Source organism: uncultured Escherichia sp., from assembly GCF_948475835.1.
Lineage (GTDB): Bacteria > Pseudomonadota > Gammaproteobacteria > Enterobacterales > Enterobacteriaceae > ECMA0423.
On record NZ_CAOLGM010000003.1, the window covers coordinates 1 to 16,047 of the forward strand.

The following is a 16,047-nucleotide window of genomic DNA, read 5'->3' on the forward strand; positions in this document are numbered from 1 at the left end:
GTCTATACCATCAAGAAGTTTTTGTTGACCTCTAAGTTTGCCTAAGTAACTATTTATTTCTGTATATGTATCAACATTAGAACGCTTTGTTAAAAGAATAGATGCTGTTGCTATCGCTATGCCCGCTGTTTTTTCATTTAGTATTTGATCATAGCCTTTTATTGCATCTCCACCCAGTTTTTCCGCAGTATCTCTGAATCCTTCAATGTTCCCATTGTATACGCCACCAGCAGCAAGTAGCCTGCCAATAGCTTTGCTGTTTAACGTTTTGAAACGATTATTTGTTTGGTTTTTTGAATTTGGTAAAAACAAACGGTTATAATTTTCAGGGAGTGCCAAATAGCTGAACTCGGTATTTGCGATAAGATGTTGACAGAGGATAAATTCATAACTAATAGTTATTGTTTCTGTATCCAGTTGGTTTTCAATGATCTGGTGATGAATAGCCGATAAAAAAGCGCCTCTTAGTTGTATATAATAATACTTTTCCAATCTACCAAATCTATTTATTCGATAGAAGTCAAATCCCATAAATAATTGTTCATTATTGTTAATGGAATTAATAAATAATGGAGTGCTTTTATCAATTAATTTACAAAATGTTATACCATGGAACTGTGAACCAAGCCCCGTATTATTAATATTATTTAAGAGTGAGAATGTAAATATTTCATCCTCATGCCCGCTCTGCCAACGATTACCTGTAGACTCAGAAGTCCCACAACCTGCGGAGATGCTTCCTTGTTGTTCTCCCGTTACTGTCAGGTAAACAATATTACTCATCCCTGAAAAGTCCTTTTATGGCATGCTATTTTATCAATGGCAATATTATGCTTGTTAATTGTTATTTATTTACTCCAGGAAATTGTAGGCGTATATATTAAAAAATAAAATATTACACTTTAGGAAGTAATTATGAGTTAAATCTCAATATATGTATTGGGCAAATAAATACCTTAAAGGAAGGTATGTCGATTTTGAATGACACCCTTTTTCCATCTCAGAAAAAGGGCACTATCTTACTTCACCCGCGCCATATAATATGCATCGACATATTCACCATTACGCAATGCGTACTTCTTACCAGTCCCTTCAATTTCAAAGCCGTATTTTTTATAGACCTTAATTGCCGGGGCGTTATCGACAAACACGGTTAGTTCAATGCGATCTACCCGCAACCAGTTGTCGCACATTTCAATCATCTCTCGCATCAGGGCGCTGGCGACGCCGCGGTTCTTCCAACGAGAGTCGACACAGATACCAAAATCGGCAACATGACTGCGGCGTGGGCGCTGTTGCACGTCAATGGTGAGATGGCCCACGACGTCTCCATCAATACAGGCGACGAGTTGCTTGATGCCGGGACGATCGGCGAGTCGCTCCTGCCACATATGATCGGAAGGATGAGGCACCTGTAGTGTGTTGCAATACACCTCCGGCTGGGCGTGAATCTGCCTGATGGCCTCGTAATCCCGTGTTTCTGCGTGGCGTATTACTATCTCACTCATTCCTTTGTCCTCTTTGGGGTAAATGTCCCTTTCAACATCATTGACTTTCAAATGCGAGTCAAATGCATTTTTTTGCAAAAAGTGTTGGACAAGTGCGAATGAGAATGATTATTATTGTCTCGCGATCAGGAAGACCCTCGCGGAGAACCTGAAAGCACGACATTGCTCACATTGCTTCCAGTATTACTTAGCCAGCCGGGTGCTGGCTTTTTTTTGATCTTTCGTTCTCAATTTATCCACGGGAGTGCTTGTGTTCGTTATGCGCACTCCAGTAGGAACCACGTCCGCTTTGCGCTAAGGTGTAAATAACCACCTTAAAAAGGACGAAATCATGGTCATCAACTGCGCCTTTATTGGCTTCGGCAAAAGCACCACCCGTTACCATCTGCCGTATGTACTTAACCGCAAGGATAGCTGGCATGTCGCGCATATTTTTCGTCGCCATGCGAAGCCGGAAGAACAGGCTCCCATTTATTCCCATATCCATTTCACCAGCGATCTCGACGAAGTACTAAACGATCCCGATGTTAAGCTGGTTGTTGTCTGCACCCACGCGGACAGCCATTTCGAGTACGCGAAACGCGCGCTGGAAGCCGGGAAAAATGTGCTGGTCGAAAAACCGTTCACCCCGACGCTTGCCCAGGCGAAGGAGCTGTTTGCGTTGGCGAAAAGCAAAGGGCTGACCGTCACGCCGTATCAGAATCGTCGCTTTGACTCCTGCTTCCTGACAGCGAAAAAAGCGATTGAAAGTGGCAAGTTGGGAGAGATTGTTGAAGTGGAAAGCCATTTTGACTATTACCGCCCGGTGGCAGAGACCAAACCTGGGCTGCCGCAGGATGGCGCGTTTTATGGCCTTGGTGTGCATACGATGGACCAGATTATTTCTCTGTTCGGTCGCCCGGATCACGTCGCTTATGACATCCGCAGCCTGCGTAATAAAGCCAATCCTGACGACACCTTTGAAGCGCAACTGTTTTATGGCGACCTGAAAGCCATCGTCAAAACCAGCCATCTGGTGAAAATCGATTATCCGAAATTTATCGTTCACGGTAAGAAAGGTTCGTTTATTAAATACGGTATCGACCAGCAGGAAACCAGCCTGAAGGCTAATATTATGCCGGGCGAACCGGGATTCGCAGCGGATGATTCGGTCGGTGTGCTGGAGTATGTCAATGACGAGGGCGTGACGGTCAGAGAAGAGATGAAGCCGGAGATGGGCGATTACGGGCGCGTTTATGATGCGTTGTATCAAACCATCACCCACGGTGCGCCAAATTACGTCAAGGAATCTGAAGTTCTTACCAATCTGGAAATCCTTGAACGCGGATTTGAGCAAGCCTCTCCCTCCACAGTAACTCTCGCTAAGTAAGTTTGATGGCCCCTCGAATAGTTCAATTTTTTTGAACAGAGGGGTCAATTTTCACCCTCTATCATCCCAGGCAGATCGGGTCCACACTAAGCCCATCGAAATCATTCAGGGGGCGAATACAAATGATCTACTTCCGCAAAGCAAATGAACGTGGTCATGCAAATCATGGCTGGCTGGACTCCTGGCATACTTTCTCTTTTGCCAACTATTACGATCCGAACTTTATGGGCTTCTCCGCGCTGCGCGTGATTAACGACGACGTGATTGAAGCAGGGCAGGGCTTCGGCACTCACCCGCATAAAGATATGGAAATTTTGACCTACGTGCTGGAAGGTACTGTTGAGCATCAGGACAGCATGGGCAATAAAGAGCAGGTTCCGGCGGGTGAGTTCCAGATTATGAGTGCGGGTACGGGTATTCGTCACTCAGAGTACAACCCAAACAGCACCGAGCGTCTGCATCTGTATCAGATCTGGATCATGCCTGAAGAAAATGGCATTACGCCGCGTTATGAACAGCGTCGCTTCGATGCCGTGCAGGGCAAACAGCTGGTGCTCTCGCCGGATGCGCGAGATGGTTCGCTGAAAGTGCATCAGGATATGGAACTGTATCGTTGGGCGTTGCTGAAAGATGAGCAGTCGGTGCATCAGATTGCCGCTGAACGCCGCGTCTGGATCCAGGTGGTGAAAGGCAATGTCACCATTAACGGCGTGAAAGCCTCGACCAGCGATGGTCTGGCAATCTGGGATGAGCAGGCAATCTCCATCCATGCGGATAGCGACAGCGAAGTGTTACTGTTCGATCTGCCGCCGGTTTAAAACTCAACGGCATCTTTGAAGCCTGCCTTTTTGCAGGCTTCCTCGCTCGCTCCGGTCGCGTGCTGATGCACGCTTCCGGGGTTTTGCCGCGTCGTTAGCACAATGCGATGCAATTGATTTAGTGTATATCTAATAATTGTAAACAAGCACTGTTTTCCCCGGGAAGGTTCTGATGCGTCCGTGTTAAACTAAGAGAATCTATCTCTTTTGTACCTTCAGGACGATGAAAAAGAAAAGACCCGTACTTCAGGATGTGGCTGACCGTGTAGGCGTGACCAAAATGACGGTCAGCCGTTTTTTACGCAACCCGGAGCAGGTTTCCGTCGCTCTACGCGGCAAGATTGCCGCCGCTCTTGATGAACTGGGCTATATTCCCAATCGTGCGCCCGATATCCTCTCTAACGCCACCAGCCGGGCGATTGGCGTCCTGTTACCTTCTCTCACCAACCAGGTTTTCGCGGAAGTATTACGCGGAATCGAAAGCGTCACCGACGCGCACGGTTATCAGACCATGCTGGCGCACTACGGTTATAAACCGGAAATGGAGCAAGAACGTCTCGAATCCATGCTCTCATGGAATATCGACGGACTGATCCTCACCGAACGTACCCACACGCCGCGCACCTTAAAGATGATTGAAGTGGCAGGGATCCCGGTGGTGGAACTCATGGACAGCCAGTCGCCGTGCCTCGATATCGCCGTCGGTTTTGATAACTTTGAAGCGGCACGCCAGATGACCACCGCCATTATTGCTCGCGGGCATTGCCACATTGCCTATCTCGGCGCGCGTCTCGACGAACGTACTATCATCAAACAGAAGGGATACGAACAGGCGATGCTGGATGCAGGTCTGGTGCCGTATAGCGTGATGGTTGAGCAATCTTCTTCTTACTCTTCCGGTATTGAACTGATTCGCCAGGCGCGGCGGGAATATCCGCAGCTGGATGGCGTGTTCTGTACCAACGATGACCTGGCGGTCGGCGCGGCGTTTGAATGTCAGCGTCTGGGATTGAAGGTTCCTGACGATATGGCGATTGCCGGTTTCCACGGTCATGACATTGGCCAGGTGATGGAGCCGCGGTTAGCGAGCGTGCTGACGCCGCGTGAGCGGATGGGCAGTATTGGCGCTGAACGCCTGCTGGCGCGTATTCGTGGCGAATCTGTGACACCGAAAATGTTAGATTTAGGTTTCACCTTGTCACCGGGCGGATCTATTTAAGCCTACAAATTTGAAGTAGCTCACACTTATACACTTAAGGCACGGATGGATATTGCTTCTGATATTGTCCGGCTGGACAATGTTACCGATAACAGTTACCCGTAACATTTTTAATTCTTGTATTGTGGGGGCACCACTTTGAGCACGACTAACCATGATCACCACATTTACGTCTTGATGGGCGTATCGGGCAGCGGCAAATCTGCGGTCGCCAGTGAAGTGGCGCATCAACTTCATGCCGCGTTTCTTGATGGCGATTTCCTCCATCCACGGCGCAATATCGAAAAAATGGCGTCTGGCGAACCGCTGAATGACGACGATCGCAAACCGTGGTTGCAGGCGCTGAACGACGCCGCGTTTGCTATGCAGCGCACTAATAAAGTGTCACTGATCGTCTGTTCTGCATTGAAAAAACACTATCGCGACTTGCTGCGTGAAGGTAATCCGAATCTCTCTTTCATCTACCTGAAAGGCGATTTTGACGTGATTGAAAGCCGCCTGAAAGCGCGCAAAGGCCATTTCTTTAAAACCCAAATGTTGGTGACGCAGTTTGAAACGCTGCAGGAGCCGGGTGCGGACGAAACTGATGTACTGGTGGTGGATATCGATCAACCGCTGGAAGGTGTTGTGGCAAGCACCATTGAGGTTATTAAAAAAGGCAAATAAGTAGTGACTACATTAACGCTTGTTTTAACAGCAGTAGGGTCTGTTTTACTGCTGCTGTTTTTAGTCATGAAGGCGCGTATGCACGCTTTCCTGGCTTTGATGGTGGTGTCCATGGGGGCTGGCCTTTTTTCCGGTATGCCGCTCGATAAAATCGCAGCGACGATGGAAAAAGGGATGGGAGGCACCCTCGGCTTCCTGGCGGTGGTTGTCGCCCTGGGAGCTATGTTTGGCAAGATCTTACATGAAACCGGCGCAGTCGATCAGATTGCCGTCAAAATGCTTAAATCCTTCGGTCACAGCCGCGCGCATTATGCCATCGGCCTTGCGGGGCTGGTCTGTGCGCTACCGCTGTTCTTTGAAGTGGCGATTGTTCTGCTGATTAGCGTTGCTTTCTCAATGGCGCGCCACACCGGTACGAACCTGGTGAAGCTGGTAATCCCATTATTCGCAGGCGTGGCGGCAGCGGCGGCGTTCCTGGTGCCAGGGCCAGCGCCAATGCTGCTGGCATCGCAGATGAACGCCGATTTTGGCTGGATGATCCTGATTGGCCTGTGTGCGGCAATTCCGGGAATGATTATTGCCGGGCCGCTGTGGGGTAATTTCATCAGCCGCTACGTGGAGTTGCATATTCCTGACGACATCAGCGAACCGCATCTCGGCGAAGGCAAAATGCCATCTTTCGGATTCAGCCTGTCGCTGATCCTGTTGCCGCTGGTGCTGGTGGGGCTGAAAACCATTGCCGCGCGTTTTGTGCCAGAAGGCTCTACCGCTTACGAATGGTTCGAGTTTATTGGTCATCCGTTTACCGCGATTCTGGTTGCTTGTCTGGTAGCGATTTATGGCCTGGCAATGCGTCAGGGCATGCCAAAAGACAAAGTGATGGAGATTTGCGGTCACGCGCTGCAACCGGCGGGGATCATTCTGCTGGTGATTGGTGCAGGTGGCGTGTTCAAACAGGTGCTGGTTGACTCTGGCGTAGGTCCGGCACTGGGCGAAGCGTTAACTGGCATGGGCCTGCCGATAGCCATCACCTGCTTCGTGCTGGCCGCTGCAGTGCGCATCATTCAGGGTTCTGCCACCGTAGCCTGTTTAACGGCGGTAGGACTGGTGATGCCGGTTATTGAACAACTGAACTACTCCGGTGCGCAAATGGCGGCGCTGTCGATTTGTATCGCTGGTGGTTCGATTGTTGTCAGCCACGTTAACGACGCCGGTTTCTGGTTGTTCGGTAAATTTACCGGCGCGACCGAAGCCGAAACGCTGAAAACCTGGACCATGATGGAAACCATCCTCGGCACTGTCGGTGCCATCGTTGGGATGATTGCGTTCCAGCTGTTGAGTTAAGTTTGTTCGCCCGGTAGTTGTGACACTACCGGGTTCTTTTCGAAAAACTCTCCTCGTTACCCCTTCATCCACATTCGAATGCCGTCGAGGAACATCTGGGTTGCCATCATCACCAGAATCAATCCCATCAGGCGTTCAAGTGCGTTCACCCCTTTCTCGCCCAGCAGACGTAAAAATAGCGAAGACTGTAGCAGGATGACAAAGGTGCCGCCCCAGGCCAGCAGCAGAGCAATCACCAGATGCCCCATCTGATTCGGGTACTGATGAGACAACAACATCAGCGTGGCGAGAATAGTCGGCCCGGCGACTAACGGAATTGCCAACGGCACGATAAATGGCTCTTCACCTGCCGGAAGCCCGCTGCTATTTCCTGAAGCGCTGGGGAAAATCATCTTAATGGCAATTAGAAACAGAATGATGCCGCCAGAAATGGAGACGGTTTCTGCTCGCAGGCTGAGAAATGCCAGAATTTTCTCACCCGCAAACAGGAACACCAGCATCACCAGGAGAGCAATAAGCAACTCTCGCACCATGATTGCCCGCCGTCTTTTCGGTTCAGTATGTTTCAGTACGGACATGAAAATAGGTAGGTTTCCGAGCGGATCCATAATCAGGATCAATAAAACTGCTGCAGAAATGATTTCATTCATAACTCAAATTCCCTGATAATTGCCGCGGACTTTCTGCGTGCTAACAAAGCAGGATAAGTCGCATTACTGATGGCTTCGCTATCATTGATTAATTTCACTTGCGACTTTGGCTGCTTTTTGTATGGTGAAAGATGTGCCAAGAGGAGACCGGCACATTTATACAGCACACATCTTTGCAGGAAAAAAACGCTTATGAAAAATGTTGGTTTTATCGGCTGGCGCGGTATGGTCGGCTCCGTTCTCATGCAACGCATGGTTGAAGAGCGCGACTTCGACGCCGTTCGCCCTGTCTTCTTTTCTACTTCTCAGCTTGGCCAGGCTGCGCCGTCTTTTGGCGGAACCACTGGCACACTTCAGGATGCCTTTGATCTGGAGGCGCTAAAGGCCCTCGATATCATTGTGACCTGTCAGGGCGGCGATTATACCAACGAAATCTATCCAAAGCTTCGTGAAAGCGGATGGCAAGGTTACTGGATTGACGCAGCATCGTCTCTGCGCATGAAAGATGACGCCATCATCATTCTTGACCCCGTCAATCAGGACGTCATTACCGACGGATTAAATAATGGCATCAGGACTTTTGTTGGCGGTAACTGTACCGTAAGCCTGATGTTGATGTCGTTGGGTGGTTTATTCGCCAATGATCTTGTTGATTGGGTGTCCGTTGCAACCTACCAAGCCGCTTCCGGCGGTGGTGCGCGACATATGCGTGAGTTATTAACCCAGATGGGCCATCTGTATGGCCATGTGGCAGATGAACTCGCGACCCCGTCCTCTGCTATTCTCGATATCGAACGCAAAGTCACAACCTTAACCCGTAGCGGTGAGCTGCCGGTGGATAACTTTGGCGTGCCGTTGGCGGGTAGCCTGATTCCGTGGATCGACAAACAGCTCGATAACGGTCAGAGCCGCGAAGAGTGGAAAGGGCAGGCGGAAACCAACAAGATCCTCAACACATCTTCCGTAATTCCGGTAGATGGTTTATGTGTGCGTGTCGGGGCATTGCGCTGCCACAGCCAGGCATTCACTATTAAATTGAAAAAAGATGTGTCTATTCCGACCGTGGAAGAACTGCTGGCTGCGCACAATCCGTGGGCGAAAGTCGTTCCGAACGATCGGGAAATCACTATGCGTGAGCTAACCCCAGCTGCCGTTACCGGCACGCTGACCACGCCGGTAGGCCGCCTGCGTAAGCTGAATATGGGACCAGAGTTCCTGTCAGCCTTTACAGTGGGCGACCAGCTGCTGTGGGGGGCCGCGGAGCCGCTGCGTCGGATGCTTCGTCAACTGGCGTAATCTTTATTCATTAAATCTGGGGCGCGATGCCGCCCCTGTTAGTGCGTAATACAGGAGTAAGCGCAGATGTTTCATGATTTACCGGGAGTTAAATAGAGCATTGGCTATTCTTTAAGGGTGGCTGAATACATGAGTATTCACAGCCTTACCTGAAGTGAGGACGACGCAGAGAGGATGCACAGAGTGCTGCGCCGTTCAGGTCAAAAAAATGTCACAACCAGAAGTCAAAAATCCAATTGGATGGGGTGACACAATAAAACAGGAAGACAAGCATGTCCGATCGTATCGATAGAGACGTGATTAACGCGCTAATTGCAGGCCATTTTGCGGATCCTTTTTCCGTACTGGGAATGCATAAAACCACCGCGGGACTGGAAGTCCGTGCCCTTTTACCCGACGCTACCGATGTGTGGGTGATTGAACCGAAAACCGGGCGCAAACTCGCAAAACTGGAGTGTCTCGACTCACGGGGATTCTTTAGCGGTGTCATTCCGCGACGTAAGAATTTTTTCCGCTATCAGTTGGCTGTTGTCTGGCATGGTCAGCAAAACCTGATTGATGATCCTTACCGTTTTGGTCCGCTAATCCAGGAAATGGATGCCTGGCTATTATCTGAAGGTACTCACCTGCGCCCGTATGAAACCTTAGGCGCGCATGCAGATACTATGGATGGCGTCACAGGTACGCGTTTCTCTGTCTGGGCTCCAAACGCCCGTCGGGTCTCGGTGGTTGGGCAATTCAACTACTGGGACGGTCGCCGTCACCCGATGCGCCTGCGTAAAGAGAGCGGCATCTGGGAACTGTTTATCCCTGGGGCGCATAACGGTCAGCTCTATAAATACGAGATGATTGATGCCAATGGCAACTTGCGTCTGAAGTCCGACCCTTATGCCTTCGAAGCGCAAATGCGCCCGGAAACCGCGTCTCTTATTTGCGGGCTGCCGGAAAAGGTTGTACAGACTGAAGAGCGCAAAAAAGCGAATCAGTTTGATGCGCCAATCTCTATTTATGAAGTTCACCTGGGTTCCTGGCGTCGCCACACCGACAACAATTTCTGGTTGAGCTACCGCGAGCTGGCCGATCAACTGGTGCCTTATGCTAAATGGATGGGCTTTACCCACCTCGAACTACTGCCCATTAACGAGCATCCCTTCGATGGCAGTTGGGGTTATCAGCCAACCGGCCTGTATGCACCAACCCGCCGTTTTGGTACTCGCGACGACTTCCGTTATTTCATTGATGCCGCACACGCAGCTGGTCTGAACGTGATTCTCGACTGGGTGCCAGGCCACTTCCCGACTGATGACTTTGCGCTTGCCGAATTTGATGGCACGAACTTGTATGAACACAGCGATCCGCGTGAAGGCTATCATCAGGACTGGAACACGCTGATCTACAACTATGGTCGCCGTGAAGTCAGTAACTTCCTCGTCGGTAACGCGCTTTACTGGATTGAACGTTTTGGTATTGATGCGCTGCGCGTCGATGCGGTGGCGTCAATGATTTATCGCGACTACAGCCGTAAAGAGGGGGAGTGGATCCCGAACGAATTTGGCGGGCGCGAGAATCTTGAAGCGATTGAATTCTTGCGTAATACCAACCGTATTCTTGGTGAGCAGGTTTCCGGTGCGGTGACAATGGCTGAGGAGTCTACCGATTTCCCTGGCGTTTCTCGTCCGCAGGATATGGGCGGTCTGGGCTTCTGGTACAAGTGGAACCTCGGCTGGATGCATGACACCCTGGACTACATGAAGCTCGACCCGGTTTATCGTCAGTATCATCACGATAAACTGACCTTCGGGATTCTCTACAACTACACTGAAAACTTCGTCCTGCCGTTGTCGCATGATGAAGTGGTCCACGGTAAAAAATCGATTCTCGACCGCATGCCGGGCGACGCATGGCAGAAATTCGCGAACCTGCGCGCCTACTATGGCTGGATGTGGGCATTCCCGGGCAAGAAACTACTGTTCATGGGTAACGAATTTGCCCAGGGCCGCGAGTGGAACCATGACGCCAGCCTCGACTGGCATCTGTTGGAAGGCGGCGATAACTGGCACCACGGTGTCCAGCGTCTGGTGCGCGATCTGAACCTCACCTACCGCCACCATAAAGCAATGCATGAACTGGATTTTGACCCGTACGGCTTTGAATGGCTGGTGGTGGATGACAAAGAACGCTCGGTGCTGATCTTTGTGCGTCGCGATAAAGAGGGTAACGAAATCATCGTTGCCAGTAACTTTACGCCGGTGCCGCGTCATGATTATCGCTTCGGCATAAACCAGCCGGGCAAATGGCGTGAAATCCTCAATACCGATTCCATGCACTATCACGGCAGTAATGCAGGCAATGGCGGCACGGTACACAGCGATGAGATTGCCAGCCACGGTCGTCAGCATTCACTAAGCCTGACGCTACCACCGCTGGCCACTATCTGGCTGGTTCGGGAGGCAGAATGACACAACTCGCCATTGGCAAACCCGCTCCCCTCGGCGCGCATTACGACGGTCAGGGCGTCAACTTCACACTTTTCTCCGCTCATGCCGAGCGGGTAGAACTGTGTGTCTTTGACGCCAATGGCCAGGAACATCGCTATGACTTGCCAGGGCACAGTGGCGACATTTGGCACGGTTATCTGCCGGATGCGCGCCCGGGTTTGCGTTATGGTTATCGCGTTCATGGCCCCTGGCAACCCGCCGAGGGGCATCGCTTTAACCCGGCGAAGTTGTTGATTGATCCTTGCGCGCGGCAAATTGAGGGGGAGTTTAAAGATAACCCGCTGCTGCACGCCGGTCATAATGAACCTGACTATCGCGACAACGCCGCCATTGCGCCGAAATGCGTAGTGGTGGTTGATCACTATGACTGGGAAGATGATGCCCCGCCGCGCACGCCGTGGGGCAGCACCATCATTTATGAAGCCCATGTCAAAGGATTAACGTACTTGCACCCGGAGATCCCGGTCGAGATCCGTGGCACTTATAAAGCCCTCGGGCATCCGGTGATGATCAACTATTTGAAACAATTGGGCATTACCGCGCTGGAACTGCTGCCAGTGGCGCAGTTTGCCAGTGAACCACGTCTGCAACGCATGGGGCTAAGTAACTACTGGGGTTACAACCCGGTGGCGATGTTTGCGCTGCATCCGGCGTATGCCTGCTCGCCAGAAACGGCGCTGGATGAGTTTCGCGATGCAATCAAAGCACTGCATAAAGCGGGTATCGAAGTCATTCTTGATATCGTGCTCAACCATAGTGCGGAACTGGACCTCGACGGCCCGTTATTCTCGCTGCGTGGGATCGATAACCGTAGCTATTATTGGATAAGAGAAGACGGCGATTATCACAACTGGACCGGTTGCGGCAACACGCTCAATTTGAGTCATCCGGCGGTGGTGGATTATGCCAGCGCCTGCCTGCGTTATTGGGTAGAAACCTGCCACGTCGATGGTTTCCGCTTTGATCTGGCGGCAGTCATGGGCCGTACGCCAGAGTTCCGTCAGGATGCGCCGTTGTTTACCGCTATCCAGAACTGCCCGGTGCTCTCGCAGGTGAAGTTAATTGCTGAACCGTGGGATATCGCTCCTGGTGGTTATCAGGTGGGAAATTTCCCGCCGCTGTTTGCCGAGTGGAACGATCATTTCCGCGATGCTGCCCGTCGTTTCTGGCTACATTATGATTTGCCTCTGGGGGCGTTTGCCGGGCGTTTTGCTGCCTCCAGCGATGTTTTTAAACGTAATGGTCGTCTGCCGAGTGCCGCGATTAATCTCGTCACCGCGCATGACGGTTTTACGCTTCGCGACTGCGTTTGCTTCAACCATAAACACAATGAAGCAAACGGAGAAGAAAATCGCGACGGGACCAACAACAATTACAGTAACAATCATGGTAAAGAAGGGTTAGGCGGTTCTCTTGACCTGGTTGAACGGCGGCGCGACAGCATTCACGCCCTGTTAACAACGTTGTTGCTCTCCCAGGGTACGCCGATGTTACTGGCCGGTGACGAACATGGTCACAGCCAGCATGGCAATAACAATGCCTACTGTCAGGATAACCAATTAACCTGGTTGGACTGGTCGCAGGCAAGCAGTGGTTTAACCGCATTTACCGCCGCGTTAATCCATCTGCGCAAGCGCATTCCCGCTTTGGTGGAGAATCGCTGGTGGGAAGAAGGCGACGGCAATGTCCGTTGGCTAAATCGATATGCTCAACCTTTAAGCACGGATGAGTGGCAAAACGGGCCGAAACAGCTGCAAATTCTGCTCTCGGATCGCTTTTTGATCGCAATTAACGCCACGCTTGAGGTAACAGAGATTGTTTTACCTGCTGGGGAGTGGCACGCCATTCCCCCATTCGCTGGAGAGGATAACCCAGTGATTACGGCTGTCTGGCAGGGACCTGCACACGGATTGTGTGTGTTCCAGAGATGATAAAAAAGGAGTTAGTCATGGTTAGTTTAGAGAAGAACGATCACTTAATGTTGGCGCGCCAGCTGCCATTGAAATCTGTTGCCCTGATACTGGCGGGAGGACGTGGTACCCGCCTGAAGGATTTAACCAATAAGCGAGCAAAACCGGCCGTACACTTCGGCGGTAAGTTCCGCATTATCGACTTTGCGCTGTCTAACTGCATCAACTCCGGGATCCGTCGTATGGGCGTGATCACCCAGTACCAGTCCCACACTCTGGTGCAGCACATTCAGCGCGGCTGGTCATTCTTCAATGAAGAAATGAACGAGTTTGTCGATCTGCTGCCAGCACAGCAGAGAATGAAAGGGGAAAACTGGTATCGCGGCACCGCAGATGCGGTCACCCAAAACCTCGATATTATCCGCCGTTATAAAGCGGAATACGTGGTGATCCTGGCGGGCGACCATATCTACAAGCAAGACTACTCGCGTATGCTTATCGATCACGTCGAAAAAGGCGCACGTTGCACCGTTGCTTGTATGCCAGTACCGATTGAAGAAGCCTCCGCATTTGGCGTTATGGCGGTTGATGAGAACGATAAAATTATCGAATTCGTTGAAAAACCTGCTAACCCACCGTCAATGCCGAACGATCCGAGCAAATCTCTGGCGAGTATGGGTATCTACGTCTTTGACGCCGACTATCTGTATGAACTGCTGGAAGAAGACGATCGTGATGAGAACTCCAGCCACGACTTTGGCAAAGATTTGATTCCCAAGATCACCGAAGCCGGTCTGGCCTATGTGCACCCGTTCCCGCTCTCTTGCGTACAATCCGACCCGGATGCCGAGCCGTACTGGCGCGATGTGGGTACGCTGGAAGCTTACTGGAAAGCGAACCTCGATCTGGCCTCTGTGGTGCCGGAACTGGATATGTACGATCGCAATTGGCCAATTCGCACCTACAATGAATCATTACCGCCAGCGAAATTCGTGCAGGATCGCTCCGGTAGCCACGGGATGACCCTTAACTCACTGGTATCCGGCGGTTGTGTGATCTCCGGTTCGGTGGTGGTGCAGTCCGTTCTGTTCTCGCGCGTTCGCGTGAATTCATTCTGCAACATTGATTCCGCCGTATTGTTACCGGAAGTATGGGTAGGTCGCTCGTGCCGTCTGCGCCGCTGCGTCATCGATCGTGCTTGTGTTATTCCGGAAGGCATGGTGATTGGTGAAAACGCAGAGGAAGATGCACGTCGTTTCTATCGTTCAGAAGAAGGCATCGTGCTGGTAACGCGCGAAATGCTACGGAAGTTAGGGCATAAACAGGAGCGATAATGCAGGTTTTACATGTATGTTCAGAGATGTTCCCGCTGCTTAAAACCGGCGGTCTGGCTGATGTTATTGGGGCATTACCCGCAGCACAAATCGCAGACGGCGTTGACGCTCGCGTACTGTTGCCTGCATTTCCCGATATTCGCCGTGGCGTTACCGATGCGCAGGTAGTATCCCGTCGTGATACCTTCGCCGGACATATCACGCTGTTGTTCGGTCATTACAACGGGGTTGGCATATACCTGATTGACGCGCCGCATCTCTATGATCGTCCGGGAAGCCCGTATCACGATACCAACTTATTTGCCTATACCGACAACGTATTGCGTTTTGCGCTGCTGGGGTGGGTTGGGGCAGAAATGGCCAGCGGGCTTGACCCATTCTGGCGTCCTGATGTGGTGCATGCGCACGACTGGCATGCAGGCCTTGCGCCTGCGTATCTGGCGGCGCGCGGGCGTCCGGCGAAGTCGGTGTTTACTGTGCACAACCTGGCCTATCAAGGCATGTTTTATGCACATCATATGAATGACATCCAATTGCCATGGTCATTCTTTAATATTCATGGGCTGGAATTCAACGGACAAATCTCTTTCCTGAAGGCCGGTCTGTACTATGCCGATCACATTACGGCGGTCAGTCCAACCTACGCTCGCGAGATCACCGAACCGCAGTTTGCCTACGGTATGGAAGGTCTGTTGCAACAGCGTCACCGTGAAGGGCGTCTTTCCGGCGTACTGAACGGCGTGGACGAGAAAATCTGGAGTCCAGAGACGGACTTACTGTTGGCCTCGCGTTACACCCGCGATACGTTGGAAGATAAAGCGGAAAATAAGCGCCAGTTACAAATCGCAATGGGGCTTAAGGTTGACGATAAAGTGCCGCTTTTTGCAGTGGTGAGCCGTCTGACCAGCCAGAAAGGTCTCGACCTGGTGCTGGAAGCCTTACCGGGTCTTCTGGAGCAGGGCGGGCAGCTGGCGCTACTCGGCGCGGGCGATCCGGTGCTGCAGGAAGGTTTCCTTGCGGCGGCAGCGGAATACCCCGGCCAGGTGGGCGTTCAGATTGGCTATCACGAAGCATTTTCGCATCGCATTATGGGCGGCGCGGACGTCATTCTGGTGCCCAGCCGTTTTGAACCGTGCGGCTTAACGCAACTTTATGGATTGAAGTACGGTACGCTGCCGTTAGTGCGGCGCACCGGTGGGCTTGCTGATACGGTTTCTGACTGTTCTCTTGAGAACCTTGCAGATGGCGTCGCCAGTGGGTTTGTCTTTGAAGATAGTAATGCCTGGTCGCTGTTACGGGCTATTCGACGTGCTTTTGTACTGTGGTCCCGTCCTTCACTGTGGCGGTTTGTGCAACGTCAGGCTATGGCAATGGATTTTAGCTGGCAGGTCGCGGCGAAGTCGTACCGTGAGCTTTACTATCGCTTGAAATAGTT

Annotated in this window: 13 protein-coding genes; 10 read left to right on the plus strand and 3 right to left on the minus strand. The window is 51.4% G+C overall.

The window, feature by feature from the left end; genetic code table 11:
* Together QZF50_RS01070 and yhhY are read right to left on the minus strand one after the other, a co-directional pair.
* Positions 1-783 (minus strand): Hcp family type VI secretion system effector (locus tag QZF50_RS01070; RefSeq protein ID WP_135134252.1); only part of this gene is annotated, 783 nt, incomplete at its 3' end.
* Between the two features lie 236 nt (positions 784-1,019).
* Positions 1,020-1,508, minus strand: coding sequence for an N-acetyltransferase (gene yhhY / locus QZF50_RS01075; RefSeq protein WP_001295206.1), 489 nt, complete (start codon positions 1,506-1,508; stop codon positions 1,020-1,022).
* A gap of 331 nt (positions 1,509-1,839) precedes the next feature.
* Between yhhY and QZF50_RS01080 the strand changes: the two genes are divergently transcribed.
* The 5 genes from QZF50_RS01080 to gntU all read left to right on the plus strand — a co-directional run bounded on the left by QZF50_RS01080 (position 1,840) and on the right by gntU (position 6,924).
* Complete coding sequence (locus tag QZF50_RS01080) at positions 1,840-2,877, plus strand: oxidoreductase (RefSeq protein WP_000236293.1); 1,038 nt, start codon at positions 1,840-1,842, stop codon at positions 2,875-2,877.
* Positions 2,878-2,999: 122 nt separating this feature from the next.
* On the plus strand, positions 3,000-3,695 hold the full coding sequence (yhhW, locus tag QZF50_RS01085; protein WP_000639066.1) for a quercetin 2,3-dioxygenase: 696 nt from the start codon (positions 3,000-3,002) through the stop codon (positions 3,693-3,695).
* A 223-nt stretch (positions 3,696-3,918) separates the two neighbouring features.
* Positions 3,919-4,914, plus strand: a complete 996-nt coding sequence (gene gntR / locus QZF50_RS01090) for a gluconate operon transcriptional repressor GntR (RefSeq protein WP_000730258.1) — start codon at positions 3,919-3,921, stop codon at positions 4,912-4,914.
* A gap of 138 nt (positions 4,915-5,052) precedes the next feature.
* Positions 5,053-5,580: a gluconokinase gene (gene gntK, locus QZF50_RS01095; protein WP_000108330.1), complete on the plus strand. Its 528-nt coding sequence runs from the start codon at positions 5,053-5,055 to the stop codon at positions 5,578-5,580.
* Between the two features lie 3 nt (positions 5,581-5,583).
* Positions 5,584-6,924: a gluconate transporter gene (gene gntU / locus QZF50_RS01100; protein ID WP_000210111.1), complete on the plus strand. Its 1,341-nt coding sequence runs from the start codon at positions 5,584-5,586 to the stop codon at positions 6,922-6,924.
* 56 nt (positions 6,925-6,980) lie between these two features.
* On the opposite strand, the gene yhgN is transcribed toward gntU, so the two are convergent.
* Positions 6,981-7,574 (minus strand): NAAT family transporter YhgN, encoded by a 594-nt coding sequence (yhgN, locus tag QZF50_RS01105; protein WP_001002544.1) that lies wholly within the window; start codon positions 7,572-7,574, stop codon positions 6,981-6,983.
* A gap of 192 nt (positions 7,575-7,766) precedes the next feature.
* On the opposite strand from yhgN, the gene asd reads away from it, so the two are divergent.
* The 5 genes from asd to glgA all read left to right on the plus strand — a co-directional run bounded on the left by asd (position 7,767) and on the right by glgA (position 16,045).
* Positions 7,767-8,870 (plus strand): aspartate-semialdehyde dehydrogenase, encoded by a 1,104-nt coding sequence (asd, locus tag QZF50_RS01110; RefSeq protein ID WP_061892552.1) that lies wholly within the window; start codon positions 7,767-7,769, stop codon positions 8,868-8,870.
* Positions 8,871-9,142: 272 nt separating this feature from the next.
* A complete protein-coding gene (gene glgB, locus QZF50_RS01120; protein ID WP_001283723.1) occupies positions 9,143-11,329 on the plus strand; it encodes a 1,4-alpha-glucan branching enzyme in 2,187 nt (728 codons plus the stop codon).
* Complete coding sequence (gene glgX / locus QZF50_RS01125; protein WP_000192552.1) at positions 11,326-13,299, plus strand: glycogen debranching protein GlgX; 1,974 nt, start codon at positions 11,326-11,328, stop codon at positions 13,297-13,299. The genes glgB and glgX overlap by 4 nt, the downstream gene beginning before the upstream one ends.
* A gap of 17 nt (positions 13,300-13,316) precedes the next feature.
* On the plus strand, positions 13,317-14,612 hold the full coding sequence (gene glgC / locus QZF50_RS01130; RefSeq protein ID WP_290376511.1) for a glucose-1-phosphate adenylyltransferase: 1,296 nt from the start codon (positions 13,317-13,319) through the stop codon (positions 14,610-14,612).
* Entirely contained in the window at positions 14,612-16,045 is a 1,434-nt protein-coding gene (glgA, locus tag QZF50_RS01135) for a glycogen synthase GlgA (RefSeq protein ID WP_001197646.1), read from the plus strand. The genes glgC and glgA overlap by 1 nt, the downstream gene beginning before the upstream one ends.
* Positions 16,046-16,047: the final 2 nt, after the last annotated feature.

Bases quoted from the DNA above. Each gene is read 5' to 3' on its own strand.
- glgA (WP_001197646.1), top strand. From the start codon at position 14,612: ATGCAGGTTTTACATGTATGTTCAGAGATGTTCCCGCTGCTTAAAACC.
- yhhY (WP_001295206.1), bottom strand. From the start codon at position 1,508: ATGAGTGAGATAGTAATACGCCACGCAGAAACACGGGATTACGAGGCC.
- asd (WP_061892552.1), top strand. From the start codon at position 7,767: ATGAAAAATGTTGGTTTTATCGGCTGGCGCGGTATGGTCGGCTCCGTT.
- QZF50_RS01080 (WP_000236293.1), top strand. From the start codon at position 1,840: ATGGTCATCAACTGCGCCTTTATTGGCTTCGGCAAAAGCACCACCCGT.
- glgX (WP_000192552.1), top strand. From the start codon at position 11,326: ATGACACAACTCGCCATTGGCAAACCCGCTCCCCTCGGCGCGCATTAC.
- gntR (WP_000730258.1), top strand. From the start codon at position 3,919: ATGAAAAAGAAAAGACCCGTACTTCAGGATGTGGCTGACCGTGTAGGC.
- yhhW (WP_000639066.1), top strand. From the start codon at position 3,000: ATGATCTACTTCCGCAAAGCAAATGAACGTGGTCATGCAAATCATGGC.
- yhgN (WP_001002544.1), bottom strand. From the start codon at position 7,574: ATGAATGAAATCATTTCTGCAGCAGTTTTATTGATCCTGATTATGGAT.
- glgC (WP_290376511.1), top strand. From the start codon at position 13,317: ATGGTTAGTTTAGAGAAGAACGATCACTTAATGTTGGCGCGCCAGCTG.
- glgB (WP_001283723.1), top strand. From the start codon at position 9,143: ATGTCCGATCGTATCGATAGAGACGTGATTAACGCGCTAATTGCAGGC.